The organism is Chryseobacterium sp. 22458, from assembly GCF_052044975.1.
GTDB lineage: Bacteria > Bacteroidota > Bacteroidia > Flavobacteriales > Weeksellaceae > Chryseobacterium.
This window is the reverse complement of sequence record NZ_JBQEOA010000003.1, coordinates 699,410-712,590: the sequence shown is the minus strand read 5'-3', so window position 1 is coordinate 712,590 and position 13,181 is coordinate 699,410. Positions and strand designations below refer to the sequence as shown.

The 13,181-nt window shown below is 37.0% G+C and carries 16 protein-coding genes; 13 read left to right on the top strand and 3 right to left on the bottom strand.

Annotation, left to right across the window (positions count from 1 at the left end; all coding sequences use genetic code 11):
• Nucleotides 1–4: 4 nt before the first annotated feature.
• From ACTJJF_RS14215 to ACTJJF_RS14180, 8 genes are read left to right on the top strand one after another with little or no spacing between them, the layout of a single operon-like run.
• On the top strand, nt 5–1,075 hold the full coding sequence (locus ACTJJF_RS14215; protein WP_440700063.1) for a type I restriction endonuclease: 1,071 nt from the start codon (nt 5–7) through the stop codon (nt 1,073–1,075).
• Nucleotides 1,076–1,087: 12 nt separating this feature from the next.
• Nucleotides 1,088–1,612, top strand: a complete 525-nt coding sequence (locus tag ACTJJF_RS14210) for an SH3 domain-containing protein (RefSeq protein ID WP_440700062.1) — start codon at nt 1,088–1,090, stop codon at nt 1,610–1,612.
• A gap of 17 nt (nt 1,613–1,629) precedes the next feature.
• Nucleotides 1,630–2,256 carry a PH domain-containing protein gene (locus ACTJJF_RS14205; RefSeq protein ID WP_312297665.1) on the top strand — a complete coding sequence of 209 codons (627 nt, stop codon included), beginning with the start codon at nt 1,630–1,632 and terminating at the stop codon, nt 2,254–2,256.
• Between the two features lie 3 nt (nt 2,257–2,259).
• Complete coding sequence (locus tag ACTJJF_RS14200; RefSeq protein WP_312297663.1) at nt 2,260–2,475, top strand: TM2 domain-containing protein; 216 nt, start codon at nt 2,260–2,262, stop codon at nt 2,473–2,475.
• A 9-nt stretch (nt 2,476–2,484) separates the two neighbouring features.
• Nucleotides 2,485–2,886: a DUF6804 family protein gene (locus tag ACTJJF_RS14195; protein ID WP_440700061.1), complete on the top strand. Its 402-nt coding sequence runs from the start codon at nt 2,485–2,487 to the stop codon at nt 2,884–2,886.
• A 4-nt stretch (nt 2,887–2,890) separates the two neighbouring features.
• Nucleotides 2,891–3,298: a hypothetical protein gene (locus ACTJJF_RS14190; protein WP_312297660.1), complete on the top strand. Its 408-nt coding sequence runs from the start codon at nt 2,891–2,893 to the stop codon at nt 3,296–3,298.
• A 6-nt stretch (nt 3,299–3,304) separates the two neighbouring features.
• Nucleotides 3,305–4,645, top strand: coding sequence for a beta-carotene 15,15'-monooxygenase (locus ACTJJF_RS14185; RefSeq protein WP_312297659.1), 1,341 nt, complete (start codon nt 3,305–3,307; stop codon nt 4,643–4,645).
• A gap of 10 nt (nt 4,646–4,655) precedes the next feature.
• Nucleotides 4,656–5,555: a hypothetical protein gene (locus ACTJJF_RS14180; protein ID WP_440700060.1), complete on the top strand. Its 900-nt coding sequence runs from the start codon at nt 4,656–4,658 to the stop codon at nt 5,553–5,555.
• A 60-nt stretch (nt 5,556–5,615) separates the two neighbouring features.
• Here ACTJJF_RS14180 and ACTJJF_RS14175 read toward each other — a convergent pair whose 3' ends face one another.
• From ACTJJF_RS14175 to ACTJJF_RS14165, 3 genes are all read right to left on the bottom strand, one after another.
• Nucleotides 5,616–6,065 (bottom strand): GNAT family N-acetyltransferase, encoded by a 450-nt coding sequence (locus ACTJJF_RS14175; protein ID WP_312297655.1) that lies wholly within the window; start codon nt 6,063–6,065, stop codon nt 5,616–5,618.
• The gene (gene yihA / locus ACTJJF_RS14170) at nt 6,058–6,681 is read right to left on the bottom strand and encodes a ribosome biogenesis GTP-binding protein YihA/YsxC (RefSeq protein ID WP_440700059.1); all 624 of its coding nucleotides are present in this window, start codon (nt 6,679–6,681) and stop codon (nt 6,058–6,060) included. Before yihA ends, ACTJJF_RS14175 begins: the two co-directional genes overlap by 8 nt.
• 66 nt (nt 6,682–6,747) lie before the next feature.
• The gene (locus ACTJJF_RS14165) at nt 6,748–7,509 is read right to left on the bottom strand and encodes an alpha/beta fold hydrolase (RefSeq protein ID WP_312297652.1); all 762 of its coding nucleotides are present in this window, start codon (nt 7,507–7,509) and stop codon (nt 6,748–6,750) included.
• 272 nt (nt 7,510–7,781) lie between these two features.
• Here ACTJJF_RS14165 and mraZ point away from each other — a divergent pair, with 272 nt between their 5' ends.
• The 5 genes from mraZ (at nt 7,782) to ACTJJF_RS14140 (ending at nt 13,144) form a co-directional block, all read left to right on the top strand.
• The gene (gene mraZ / locus ACTJJF_RS14160) at nt 7,782–8,240 is read left to right on the top strand and encodes a division/cell wall cluster transcriptional repressor MraZ (RefSeq protein WP_440700058.1); all 459 of its coding nucleotides are present in this window, start codon (nt 7,782–7,784) and stop codon (nt 8,238–8,240) included.
• A 50-nt stretch (nt 8,241–8,290) separates the two neighbouring features.
• The gene (gene rsmH / locus ACTJJF_RS14155) at nt 8,291–9,184 is read left to right on the top strand and encodes a 16S rRNA (cytosine(1402)-N(4))-methyltransferase RsmH (RefSeq protein WP_440700057.1); all 894 of its coding nucleotides are present in this window, start codon (nt 8,291–8,293) and stop codon (nt 9,182–9,184) included.
• A 99-nt stretch (nt 9,185–9,283) separates the two neighbouring features.
• Nucleotides 9,284–9,649, top strand: coding sequence for an FtsL-like putative cell division protein (locus tag ACTJJF_RS14150; protein WP_002981890.1), 366 nt, complete (start codon nt 9,284–9,286; stop codon nt 9,647–9,649).
• The gene (locus ACTJJF_RS14145) at nt 9,633–11,624 is read left to right on the top strand and encodes a penicillin-binding transpeptidase domain-containing protein (protein WP_440700056.1); all 1,992 of its coding nucleotides are present in this window, start codon (nt 9,633–9,635) and stop codon (nt 11,622–11,624) included. Before ACTJJF_RS14150 ends, ACTJJF_RS14145 begins: the two co-directional genes overlap by 17 nt.
• A gap of 59 nt (nt 11,625–11,683) precedes the next feature.
• Nucleotides 11,684–13,144: a UDP-N-acetylmuramoyl-L-alanyl-D-glutamate--2,6-diaminopimelate ligase gene (locus ACTJJF_RS14140; protein WP_440700055.1), complete on the top strand. Its 1,461-nt coding sequence runs from the start codon at nt 11,684–11,686 to the stop codon at nt 13,142–13,144.
• Nucleotides 13,145–13,181: the final 37 nt, after the last annotated feature.

Sequence of the window (13,181 nt, the reverse complement as noted above, 5' to 3'; positions counted from 1 at the left end):
AACAATGGATCTTAAAATTAAACTGGAACAACTGCATCAAAAGGTAATTGGCCTGAAAGAGCAGATCGGAACAGAAGAAGCCACAAAAAATGCTTTTGTGATGCCTTTTATACAAATTTTGGGCTATGATATTTTCAATCCTACAGAAGTGGTTCCGGAGCATGTCTGCGATATCGGAACAAAGAAAGGAGAAAAAGTAGATTACGTAATCAGAAATAATGATGAACCCATTTTTATTATTGAATGTAAACATTGGAAGGAAAGTGCAGATGCCCACAACTCGCAGCTTCACAGGTATTATCATGTTTCGAAAACGAGATTCGGGGTTCTAACCAACGGGATTGTTTATAATTTTTATACAGACCTGGAGAAGCCCAATATTATGGATGAAAAACCATTTTTCACCATTAATATTGAAGATTTAAAAGACAGCTCTATCAAAATACTGGAAAACTTTACCAAGAAAGATTACAATCTTGAAAGCATTCTTGATTCTGCAGAGGCATTAAAGTACATCAAAGCCATCAGAAAAGAATTTGAAAAAGAAATTGAAAACCCGTCTGACGAACTGGTAAAACTTCTGGTGAGCCGTTTCTTTGAAAAGCCTTTAACAGCCAACAGAATGGTTTCTTTCAAGGAATATGCTAAAAAAGCATTGACTACTTCTATCAATGAATCAATCAGTTTCCGGTTAAAATCCGCACTGAGCATCAATGAACAAATAGAAAAGAAAGAAGACGATGTAAAAACATCACAGCCTATCGATCAAAATAACGATTCTAAAATCGTAACCACCGAAGAAGAACTGGAAGGCTTCCAAATTGTAAAAGCGATTCTGAGAGAAAAAATTCCTTCATCGAGAATTGCTTATAGAGATACACTATCTTATTTCGGGATTTTGCTGGATGACAATAATAGAAAACCTCTTTGCAGGTTGCATTTTAACTCGGCAAATAAATATTTAGAAACTTTTCATAACGGAAAAGAAGCAGGTGAAAAGGTTCTGTTGAATACTCTCGATGAAATTTACAATTATAGAAATCAGCTTCATCTGACATTGGAAAACTATACCTAAAAATTACTCACCATGAAAAAACTAATCCCATTCATCATACTTACCTTCAGCATATTGATGTTAAATTCCTGTTTTAAAGCCAATGACAATGTAGGACATGGCGGAAGATGTACAGGTTCCGCATATTGTACAGCCTGTTCAAATTGCTCTGGATGTGGCCACTGCAACAGCGGTGGAACCTGTGGGGTTTGTCGGGGCGGGTCTTCTGGAAAAAGTTTATCATCGGGAAGTTCTTCGAAAGGCAAATCTAAAAAACATAAATCCCCGGATTCCTACAGGTCTTCAAAGCCCCATACCGGTAAACCTCCAAAAGTATTTATTGACAAGGCAAACATCAATCTTAACTCTAACAACAGGTACATTGCAGGCATTGCAACAACAAATGTTTACGAGAAACCCAACTTTCAGTCTAAAGTAATAACAATAGTAACTAAGGATGCCAAACTGATACAGCTCTCAAAGGAAGGTCCATGGTATAAAGTACGGGTCAAATCAAGTGGAAAAACGGGGTACATCTTCAATAAAGCTGTAAAATAATCAAAAAACAAAATAATATGAACTTAAAGAAATTTTTAAATGAAGAACAGGATCCTCAAGCTGTTGAAAAGCTTTTGGGAAGAATCAACAGCCTTCTTACTTCACAGGAAGTCGTAGAATATATAGCCGTTCAGAAGAAACCTGTAATCAATTTATCTCCTGATTGTATTGCCCTCACCAACAGAAGAATTATTTTCTGCAGGCCTAAAACCTTCGGTTTGTCAATGGATTTTCAGGACTATAATTGGGTAGATATAGCTGACTGCCATATCAAAGAAGGAATTGTTGGCTCTACTTTTACAATGAGAACAACAGCAAACTATACTAACATGATGGATTATCTGCCTAAAAAGCAGGCAAGAAAACTGTATCAGTTTGCACAGGAAGTAGAAGAAAGAATGCGGGGGGTGAGAAGAGAAAAAAGTCTTGAAACATTGAGAGCATCTGCAGGAGGCGTTACCGTAAATAATGCCACACCCATTATCACGCATCCTCAACAATTTCAGCAGGAAAAAAAGACCCTATTGATAGAGAACGAAGATCCTTTTGCCTTATTGCAGAAATTAAAAGTGCTAAAGGAAAATGAAATAATCTCTCCTGAAGAATTTGAAATAAAAAAGAACGAAATCTTATCCAGAGTTTAAATTATGAAATCAAAATCTACTGCCGCTCTACTTGCATTTTTCCTTGGAGGATTAGGCATTCACAGGTTTTACTTAGGTCAGAATGGGATGGGAATACTGTATCTGGTATTTTGCTGGACTTTTATTCCTGCATTCATTGCATTTTTTGATTTCTTCGTCTTTATTTCTATGTCTGAAAGCCGTTTTAATCATAAATATAATCCCAGAACAGGATTTTAAACAAACATCATGAAACCATTTCTCACCTTCTGTGCGTTATGCTGTTTCTTCGGTATCTTCAGACTTCCTATAGAATATTATACTTTTCTCAGAATTCTTGTTTCCATTGGAGCTTTACTGGTTTTATACAATACTTTGAGTTCTAAACAACACTATTTCAGTATAATATTTCTTGTCATCCTCATTCTTTTCAATCCCATCATTCCTTTTTATTTCTATCGGAAAGGAATATGGATTCCGATTGATATCATAACTGGAATTTTGTTTCTGTTGATCAATTTTATAGAAAGAAAAGAACCAAAGAAGGAAGAAGAAGTTCCCAAAGAACCTTCAGAGCATACAATGCCAATACATCAAAGAACTGTTTCCAGAGACAGGATCATTAACCCTAAAAAAACAAAACAAGAGTAACCCTATGGAAAACGATCAAATAACTGAAAATCTCAAGGCTCATTTCTTACGGCTGTATCAAATGGCTATCTGTGATGATGATTTCAGTGCATTAGAATTAAAAATGCTCTATAAATGTGCAGAAGAAAGAGGAATTCCATCCAAGAATTTAGATGAAATTCTTTTAAATCCAATCAATTTAAAATCATTGGTACCACAGACCATTGAGGAGAAAGTAGATTATTTATATGATCTCACCATAATGATCTGGGCAGACGGAATTGTTTCTCCAAATGAATATGCTGCCATGCAAAAATATGTTCTGATGTTTGGATTTGTAGAAGAAAATGCAACAGCCATTGTAGATTATCTGATTGAATCCGTAAAAATCGGAAAGAACAAAAGCGAAATTTTATATGAATTAAAAAACTAACTCATCATGGATACCATCAGCATAAAAAATTTATTTAAACTAAAATCTGTTCCGATAGAATCACAACAGGAGGTTCTTCCCAAAAACGAAATTAATCTTAATGACGAATCTTTAGAAGAAACCCGTAAAAGGACCTACCACGAATCAGGTTACAGAGACAGCTCACGTACAAACGGAAACCACTCTACCCTATCCATCTGCCTGGATGCCGTTTATTCGAAATTTCAGAATGAAGAAAAAGAAATGGTAGAAAAGCAGCAAAAGCTGAAAGAATCCTACGTCAACGAACAGAAAAACAAAGAAACTGAGATTAAGGCACTCACCGTATCACAGGAAACGAAAGAGGAGCAGCTAAAAAGCAAAAATATAGAAGTTGAAAACCATCAGCATACCATTGAAAATTTGAAAGCGGAAATTCTTGATCTTCCCAGAAATCCGGAAAAATACAATGTAAAAGCAACAAGAGGAGCATCTGCGAAATTCTGGATCGGGCTTTTTCTTTTGATTCCCATTACATTATATTTAGGAACATTTTATATCTCAACTTCTTATTCCGCTTTTTTCAAAAGTTTTGATGCAAAAAGTACAATTATTCAAAGTGTTTTAGATGCACAGGCTTTCAGTAAGGCGTGGAACGAAGGAGTTATTGAAGGAGCTTTTGTAACCTTGATTCCGTTTGTTTTCCTTGGGCTGGGCTATTTGATTCACATGTTTTGGGAGAATAAAACCAGAGCCAATTATATCAAGCTGGGATTATTATTTATTGTCACCTTTATTTTCGACTGCATTTTAGCTTACGAAATTGAATCAAAACTGTATGAATTAAACAAAACTTTTGAATCCCCTCCATTTGATATTAAAATTGCTTTTACCAAAATTCAGTTTTGGGGAATTATTTTCGCAGGATTTATTGTATACATTATTTGGGGACTGGTTTTCGATTTTGTAATGAAAGAACACCGTGAGAAAGATAAGATTAAAAATGAACAGGAAATCAGACAGAAGAGGGTTGAATTCTTTCAGGAAAAGATCAATGTATTGAAAAAGGAAATCGAAGAAATTCTGGCCAATATCGGAAATACAAAAGAATTAATTATCAAAACTCGAGGAAGGATCGAGGAGCTTCAGAACATCATTGACGGTGTGATTATTCCGACCAAAGATTACAAACTTTACGCCTCGGAATACGTACAGGGCTGGATCACTTTTATCGGTGAAAAAATCGCAGTATCAAGAACGGAAAAGCAAACCATGATCGATGACTGCATAGCCACCTACAACACTAACCTGGAAATGGTGGGTGCTAATTCCGACAACCAAAATTTAGTGTATTTATCATCCTTGTAAAATTACGATTATGAAAAAAATATTGTATTTGTTTATGATAATTTCTCTGGTTTCTTGTTCTAAAGAAAAAAATGAAGGAACAAACATAGGAAAGAAAAGCTCTGTTGCTGTTGACTCAAACAATATCAATGTCAGCATTTTAATTGATCTTTCAGACAGAATTGATCCCTCAACCAATCCCAATCCCACGATGGAATATTTTCAGCGGGATACGGAATATATCAAAGCCATTGAAAAAGGATTTTTAAACCATATTAAATCAAAAAGAATCATCACCTATGACGATCAGATGCAGGTATTCTTCAACCCGGAACCCGCAGATCCGAAAATGAATGAACTGACAAAGGAGCTGAAGGTTTCTTTCAATAAAGATACTCCAAGAACCTATTTTGCTTCCGTGGATAAAAAATATTCGGAATTACCTTTAAAAATCTATAATTCAGCAATTAAAGACGGACAATACGTTGGGTCCGACATCTGGGAGTTTTTCAAAAATAAGGTGAAAGACTATTGCATAAAAGATGATCACAGAAACATCCTTTTCATTTTGACAGACGGTTATATGTATCATCAAAACACCAAATTTGAAGAAAAAAACGAAAACTCATACAGAACTTCCTATTTAACAACCAAACTTATAAAAGCCAATAATTTAACGAACTCCGGTTTTAAAGATGTTATCAAAAAAAATGGCTATGGCTTTGTAATAGCAAATGAAAATTTGAGTAATCTTGAGGTTATTGTTTTAGGAATCAATCCGGAAAAAGGAAACCCTTTTGAAGAAGCGGTCATCAAAGAATATTGGGAAAACTGGTTCAAAGAAATGAAAATTAAAAATTATCAGATCAAATCTGCTGATCTTCCTTCCAATCTGGAGCCGATTATCTTAAAAACGATTTCAGGAAAATAAAAAACACACTCAACATATATAACTATTAAAAAAGCGAAGAATACATTTCCTCGCTTTTCTTTATTTTCTGATCATTTCCGTATGCGGAATATCATCTTCCAGATATTTCTTCCCGGTATCTTCAAACCCAAAACCGCTATAGAATCTCAACAGATAATCCTGTGCAGAAATTCTGATTTCAGGAGTATGGAAGCGGTTTTCAATCGTTTCTACGGCATATTGTATCAATAATTTACCTAAGCTTTTTCCTCTGGCCTGCTCTGTAGTAAGAACCCTCCCGATAGAAGTTTCTTCATATTTTATGCCTTTATCGAAAACTCGACAATAAGCTAAGACCTGCCCGTCTTCTTCCGCCCAGATATGAACCGCTTTCTGATCATAATTATCCAAATCCGGATAAGGACAGTTCTGCTCAATAACGAAAACGTCTATACGAGCCTTTAATACAGCATATAACTCAGGAACGGTAAACTCTTCAAATGTCTTGATTTTCCAGATAATATTACTCATCGAAGCTTATATTATTATTCGTTAAAAAATCATTGGTCTTCTGGATAAAATCAAGAATCTTATCTCCGCCCTCTTTCTTTTCTGCTGAGGTGATGTAGAGTTCCGGCAGATCTTCCCAGGTCTTATGAAGCTCAGCCTTGTAATCTTCCACATTTTTAACGATAGCACTTGGCTTTAGCTTGTCTGATTTTGTAAAGACAATTGAAAACGGAATTCCGCTTTCTCCACACCATTGGATAAACTCCAGATCAATTTTCTGCGGGTTATGTCTTATATCTACCAAAACAAAAAGATTAACCAGATTCCTTCTGTTTAGAATATAGTTCGTGATCAGCTTTTCAAAATCCTTTCGCTGAACTTTTGAAACCTTTGCATAACCGTAGCCCGGTAAATCGGTAAGGTACCAGTTCTCATTCACCAGAAAATGATTGATCAGCTGGGTCTTTCCCGGGGTCTGTGAAGTTTTGGCCAAATCTTTATGATTCATCATCGCATTGATCAGGGATGACTTTCCTACATTGGATCTTCCGATAAAAGCATACTCAGGAATATTCGGGTCAGGACACTCCTGCCACTTTCCACTGCTCTTTACAAACTCTGCTGTCTTAATAACCATTTTTTTGAATGTATTTTAGAAAAATAAACCACTAAGAAAAGCTCTTAATGGTTATTTATTATGTTTTTAAACTTTATCTTTTAGCCAGCTGTACAGAATTTCATTGAATTCGTCCGGCTTTTCCATCATAGCAGCATGACCACAGTGGTCAATCCAGAACAGATCTGAATTCGGGATAAACTTGTGCATATCTTCCGCTACTTCCGGAGGTGTCACATTATCCTGTTTTCCCCAGATCAGGCAGGTAGGTGTTACAATCTTGGGAAGATCGTTCAGCATATTGTGTTTGATGGCGCTTCTGGCCAGCATTACGGTTTTTATTCCTTTCATCCTGTCATTTACCACCGCAAAAACTTCATCCACAAGATCTTCAGTAGCCACTTTAGGGTCATAAAAAACCTCTTCCGTTTTCTTTCTGATATAGGATCTGTCGTTTTTTCTTGGGAAACTGTCTCCGAAGGTTCTCTCATACAATCCGGAACTACCTGTCAGAACAAGATTTTTTACCAGGTCTGGTCTGGCCAGTGTCAGGATGAGTCCTACATGTCCTCCCATCGAGTTTCCTACGATAGTGACAGGTCCTGAAATATGACCTTCTATAAACTTGATAATATATTTTGCGAGTGTGGTAAGATTCGTATTGAGTACCGGCAGATCATAGATCGGCAGCTGAGGAACAAACACCTTGAATCCCCTATCCGAAAAAAAATCTACCATTTTATCGAAATTGCTCAATCCACCCATTAACCCGTGCAACAGCACTAATGGATGTCCTTCCCCCGCCTCTACATAGGAATATTTCTTTTCTTTTTTTGTACTAAATATCATAAATCGCCTTAATAAAGCCCTGCAAAAATACAAATTAAACCTCAAAAATATTTTGATTATCCTAATTTAAGATAAAAATAATACAATATTCCTCTTTTTAACTTTTTTTTTAAAAACTGCTTTATTATGGCTTAAATAACAGTTTTAACAAACATCTACATATCAGCAAATTACGTTCCTGAAACTCAATCTTTAATAAAACTTATTAACATTGAGTCAAAAAGTGGGAAAAAGTGGGAAATTTTGGAAATTATTATATAAATTTGTCCCAAATGAAAAATTTCATTGGAACATATGAGTGTAAAATTGACGACAAAGGCCGCTTAAAAGTTCCTTCCTCTCTGATCAAACAGATGGAGAACTTCGACGATAAGGCGTTTGTAGTCAAAAGATCTGTGTTCCAACCTTGTCTGGAAGTCTACCCTATGAATGCATGGGACAAACTGATGGGCAAAATTAATAAACTGAACAGGTTCATAAAAAAGAATGCTGATTTCATACGAATGTTTACGGCAGGAGTAAAAATAGCAGAATTGGATAATGCGGGAAGATTACAGATCTCCAAAGACCTGACGAATTTCGCAAGCCTGCACAAAGACATTGTGATTACCAGTGCAGGAGAGCTTTTCGAGATCTGGGATAAAGATGCCTATGAAAAGGTTATTTCCACCAACGAAACCGATTTTGCAAGTCTGGCCGAAGATGTAATGGGCTCTTTTGATGAAGAATAACAGGATCGGTTGTTAATTATATAAGTATTAAATAAAAAACACAATTAAGCATGTATCATAACCCCGTTTTGTTGAAGCAGAGTGTTGATGATTTGGTGACGAATCCTGACGGAATATATGTGGACTGCACCTTTGGAGGCGGAGGTCACTCAAGAGAAATTCTGAGCAGACTTTCAGACAAAGGAAAACTGTTCAGCTTTGATCAGGACCTGGATGCACTTAAAAATACAATTGATGATCCCAGATTTACATTGGTAAATCAGAATTTCAGATTTCTGGAAAATTCATTGCTGATGTACGGAATCAATCAGATTGACGGTGTTTTGGCTGATCTGGGCGTTTCGTCCCACCAGTTTGATGAAGCAGACAGAGGTTTTTCTACAAGAAGCAGCGCTCCTTTGGATATGAGAATGAATGTGATGCAGAATCTGGATGCGAAAAGAGTGATCAATGAATATGGAGAAGAAGAACTTGCAGACATCTTTTACCACTATGGAGAATTGAGAGAAGCAAGAAAACTGGCGAGAGAGATTGTTCATCACAGGAAAACAAAAAGCATAGAGACCACAGAGGATCTGAAAAAGCTTTTCAGCTATATTCCGCCCCACAAAGTGAATAAATTCTATGCCCAACTCTTCCAGGCTGTGAGAATTGAAGTAAACCAGGAACTTGAAGTATTAAAAGAAATGCTGGTTCAGGCTTATAATGTTTTAAAACCGGAAGGCAGATTGGTAGTAATCTCTTACCATTCTTTAGAAGACCGTCTTGTAAAAAGATTTCTGAAAAACGGGATGTTTGAAGGAGAACCGGAAAGAGATATCTACGGAAATTATAAGAAAGCATTCGAATTGGTAAAGAGTAAAGCGATCATTCCCGATGATAAGGAAATCGAAGAAAACTCAAGAGCAAGAAGTGCTAAAATGAGAACGGGAATTAAAGTATAAAATGTGAATGAGCGAATCGTCAATAGTGAATCATTTAACAAAATAAAATTGACCATTGACACGAAGTAAATTCACTGCGAAGCAAATTGACATAATAAATTGGCAAAGAGAACAACAAATCGCCCCCAGAAAAGACTCACTTTTATAGACATTATAAAAGGAAACTTTCTGAATCGTGATGAGATCAAAATACATTACAAGTATTTTCTCCTGTTGTTTGTCCTGATGATGGCCATGATTTATACCAACCATCTCGTCAATAAAAAAATTAAAATTGTTAACGCCTTAAAGGAAGAAACAGAAGAATACAAATCAAGAAACGCTTACGCCCAGAGTAAGCTGATCAAAGTAAAAATGGAATCAGAGCTGGGGAAAGAGGTCGCCCGGGATTCATTGATGACCCTGGAAAACCACCCTCACAAATTGCTAATAAAACTGGACAGTACAGATGCAAAAGCAAAATGAATACGACAATAAACGTAAAAAAACGTTACGATGGGGCTACCTCTTTGCAGTGGTAGCTTTGTGCGTGTTTGTAATGTTCTTGGCAAGAATTGTTATCCTTCAGAATACCAACGTTCAGGAGATCAAAGACGATTACATTAATAAAAACTACCGTGAGGCCACATTAAAAGCGGCCCGTGGTAACCTGTTTGCTTCTGACGGTTCTATTCTCGCAACCACCGTAATGCGCTATGACATCTATCTGGATTTCAAAACAATGAAAGATACGGTGTACACCAATAATATCGGAGCACTTACTGATTCTTTAAGCAAAATGTTCGGAAAACCAAGAAGTGAGTTCAGACAGAAGTTTGACGAACAGAAGAAAAAGAAAAACCAGTATTACACGCTGGTAAAAGGACTTGATTTTGACCAATACGACAGAATCAGAAAATTTCCGATCTTCAAAAGAGGCAAAAATAAAGGAGGTTTCATTGTAGACAGAAACTATAAAAGAGAACTGGCCACTTCAGAAATCGGAGCCGGAACCATCGGAATGGACAACGGAGAGCTTAAATCCGGTCTTGAAGGTGCATTCTCAAAATACCTGACAGGAACAGACGGAAAAAGACTGGAACAGAGAATCAACTCTTCCCAGTGGAAACCAATCGACTTCTGGAAAGTTCAGGAACCTGTAGATGGCGAAGATGTTTACACAACCTTAGACCTTAGAATTCAAGACATTGCACATTCCGCATTGGAGAAGCAGCTTACCCATTATGAGGCAAAACATGGCACTGTAATCGTCATGGAAGTTGAAACAGGAAAAGTACGTGCACTGGTTAATTTAAGAAGAACAGAATCAGGAGATTATGAAGACTCTTATAACTATGCATTAAAAGATAATATCGAGCCCGGATCTACTTTTAAAACCATTTCGCTGTTAGCAGCCATGGATGATGGATTCATCGATGAGAATACAACGGTAAATGTAGGAAACGGAGTCTGGACTTACGCAAAACAGAGAATCTCTGACGGACACGGCGGTGGAACCTATGATATCAGTGATGTGTTGGCCAAATCCAGCAACGTGGGAACTGCAAAGCTTATTACAAAGTATTATGCAGAAAAGCCGCAGATTTTCCTTGATCACCTGAAACGCTGGAAACTGTTTGATAAAATGGATATCGAGCTTCCCGGAATCACGAAACCAAAAATCGTAACCCCGGAAAATAAAAGATGGAATGCCGCAACATTAGCCTCCATCTCTTATGGATACTCTTCAAACATCAACCTATTACAGCTGACCACATTCTACAATGGAGTTGCCAATGGCGGAAAAATGCTGAAACCGCTTTTCATTGACAAAATCCTGAAGGACGGAAAGGTGATGTATCAGTCAAAACCTGAAGTGCTCGTGAATAAGATGGCGTCAGAAAAAGCCATTAAAATGATAACCAGCGCCCTGACCAAAGCCGTAGAAAAAGGAACCGGACGAAGCATCTTCACCCCGAACCTGAAAATGGCGGGTAAAACAGGAACCGCAAGATTTGAATACTGGCTTCCGGGTCCTATGAAGTACAGAGCTTCATTCGCAGGATTTTATCCGGCAGATGCTCCGAAATACACCTGTTATGTAATGATAAGTGAACCTAATACATCAATAGGTTTTTATGGAGGTCCCGTTTCAGCACCCGTATTTAAAGAAATTGCAGGAAAAACATTCCTGAAAACACCTCAGAATATTGAAAAAGAAATGTTGGTAGACAAAAAGGTAAACCTTAGCAAAATGGTGGAACCTAACGTCAAAGTGGCAGTAAATGATAAACAAATGCCTAATGTAGTAGGATTAATCGGTAAAAACGTGATCCCACAATTAGAAAACTTAGGATACCGTGTCGACTATAAAGGAGTAGGAAGAATCAAAGAACAATTCCCATTGGAAGGCACTACGATCAGCAAGAACCAGAGAATATATTTATCTCTGCAAAATTAGAAAAACCAATCCCGAAGGGGCTATTTAACAAAAGATAGGGTAAAGTCCTATTGATAAAAATGATAATAACAGAATTAGTAAACAGAATTCCAGTAGTAGAAATTCACGGTGATGAAAACCGTGAGGTAAGCGAACTGGTGTTCGACAGCAGAAAAGTTACAGAAAACTCTCTTTACATCGCTATGAGAGGTACAGTGGTGGACGGGCACTCGTTCATTGCATCTTCCATTGAAAAAGGAGCAACCACAATTGTTTGTGAAGAATTCCCTGAAACACTGGCAGAAAACGTAACTTATATCAAAGTTAAAGATTCCGCTAAAACGTTAGGACATCTTGCATCTAACTTCTATGGAAATCCATCCAGAAAATTAAAACTGATTGGAGTTACAGGAACCAATGGAAAAACCTCTGTTTCTACTCTTCTTTTCGATGTTTTCAAAAACTTAGGATATGATTCTGCTCTGTTATCTACCGTTGAAATCAGAATTGGAGAAGAAATTATTCCGGCAACCCACACCACTCCGGATGTGATCACCATCAACAAAATATTGGCGGAAGCCGTGGAGAAAGGATGCGAATTTGCTTTCATGGAAGTAAGCTCTCACGGAATTGCTCAAAACAGAATTGAGGGACTTCATTTCAAAGTAGCCGGATTTACCAACCTTACCCACGATCATTTAGATTATCATAAAACCTTCGAAGAATATCTGAAAACGAAAAAAAGATTCTTCGATGAACTTGAAGATACCGCTACTGCCATCACCAATGTGGATGACAAAAACGGAAACGTCATGCTTCAGAATACTAAGGCAAAAAAGAAGTCTTATGCTTTGAAAACAATGGCAGACTATCACGGGAAATTATTGGAAGTAGATTTCAACGGAATGCTGCTGAACTTCAACGGAAAAGAATTCTGGACGACATTAACCGGAAAATTCAATGTATACAACTTGCTGCTTGTATTCGGAATTGCTGCTGAACTTGGTTTTGAGCAGGATGAAATTCTTCAGGCCATCAGTAAATTAAAAAGAGTTTCCGGAAGATTTGAAACCTTCAAATCCGATGGTGGAATTTTCTTTATCGTAGATTATGCACACACTCCGGATGCTTTGGAAAACATTCTGGACAGCATCAACGATATAAGAACCAAAAACGAAAGATTAATCACCGTATTCGGTTGCGGAGGAGACAGAGACCACTCCAAACGACCTGAAATGGGAAATATTGCCACTAAAAAATCAACATTGGCAATCATCACATCAGATAACCCGAGAACAGAAGATCCGGGACAGATCATCAAAGAAATTGAAGCAGGCGTTGAACCCCAGAACTTCAGCAAATACACTTCAATTCCGGATAGAAAAGAGGCTATTAAAATGGCCATCAAATTTGCAGAACCCAAAGATATCGTCTTAGTTGCCGGAAAAGGCCACGAAACATATCAGGAGATCAATGGTGTAAAACATCATTTTGATGACAAAGAAGTAATTAATGAGCTTTGGAAATTAATGTCCAAATAGATTGAAAGATTGAACTCATTTAAAGATTTAAAAATTT

Bases quoted from the DNA above. Each gene is read 5' to 3' on its own strand.
- ACTJJF_RS14145 (WP_440700056.1), top strand. From the start codon at position 9,633: ATGCAAAAGCAAAATGAATACGACAATAAACGTAAAAAAACGTTACGA.
- mraZ (WP_440700058.1), top strand. From the start codon at position 7,782: ATGAAAAATTTCATTGGAACATATGAGTGTAAAATTGACGACAAAGGC.
- ACTJJF_RS14200 (WP_312297663.1), top strand. From the start codon at position 2,260: ATGAAATCAAAATCTACTGCCGCTCTACTTGCATTTTTCCTTGGAGGA.
- ACTJJF_RS14210 (WP_440700062.1), top strand. From the start codon at position 1,088: ATGAAAAAACTAATCCCATTCATCATACTTACCTTCAGCATATTGATG.
- ACTJJF_RS14185 (WP_312297659.1), top strand. From the start codon at position 3,305: ATGGATACCATCAGCATAAAAAATTTATTTAAACTAAAATCTGTTCCG.
- rsmH (WP_440700057.1), top strand. From the start codon at position 8,291: ATGTATCATAACCCCGTTTTGTTGAAGCAGAGTGTTGATGATTTGGTG.
- yihA (WP_440700059.1), bottom strand. From the start codon at position 6,681: ATGGTTATTAAGACAGCAGAGTTTGTAAAGAGCAGTGGAAAGTGGCAG.
- ACTJJF_RS14195 (WP_440700061.1), top strand. From the start codon at position 2,485: ATGAAACCATTTCTCACCTTCTGTGCGTTATGCTGTTTCTTCGGTATC.
- ACTJJF_RS14215 (WP_440700063.1), top strand. From the start codon at position 5: ATGGATCTTAAAATTAAACTGGAACAACTGCATCAAAAGGTAATTGGC.
- ACTJJF_RS14140 (WP_440700055.1), top strand. From the start codon at position 11,684: ATGATAATAACAGAATTAGTAAACAGAATTCCAGTAGTAGAAATTCAC.
- ACTJJF_RS14205 (WP_312297665.1), top strand. From the start codon at position 1,630: ATGAACTTAAAGAAATTTTTAAATGAAGAACAGGATCCTCAAGCTGTT.
- ACTJJF_RS14165 (WP_312297652.1), bottom strand. From the start codon at position 7,509: ATGATATTTAGTACAAAAAAAGAAAAGAAATATTCCTATGTAGAGGCG.
- ACTJJF_RS14180 (WP_440700060.1), top strand. From the start codon at position 4,656: ATGAAAAAAATATTGTATTTGTTTATGATAATTTCTCTGGTTTCTTGT.
- ACTJJF_RS14175 (WP_312297655.1), bottom strand. From the start codon at position 6,065: ATGAGTAATATTATCTGGAAAATCAAGACATTTGAAGAGTTTACCGTT.
- ACTJJF_RS14190 (WP_312297660.1), top strand. From the start codon at position 2,891: ATGGAAAACGATCAAATAACTGAAAATCTCAAGGCTCATTTCTTACGG.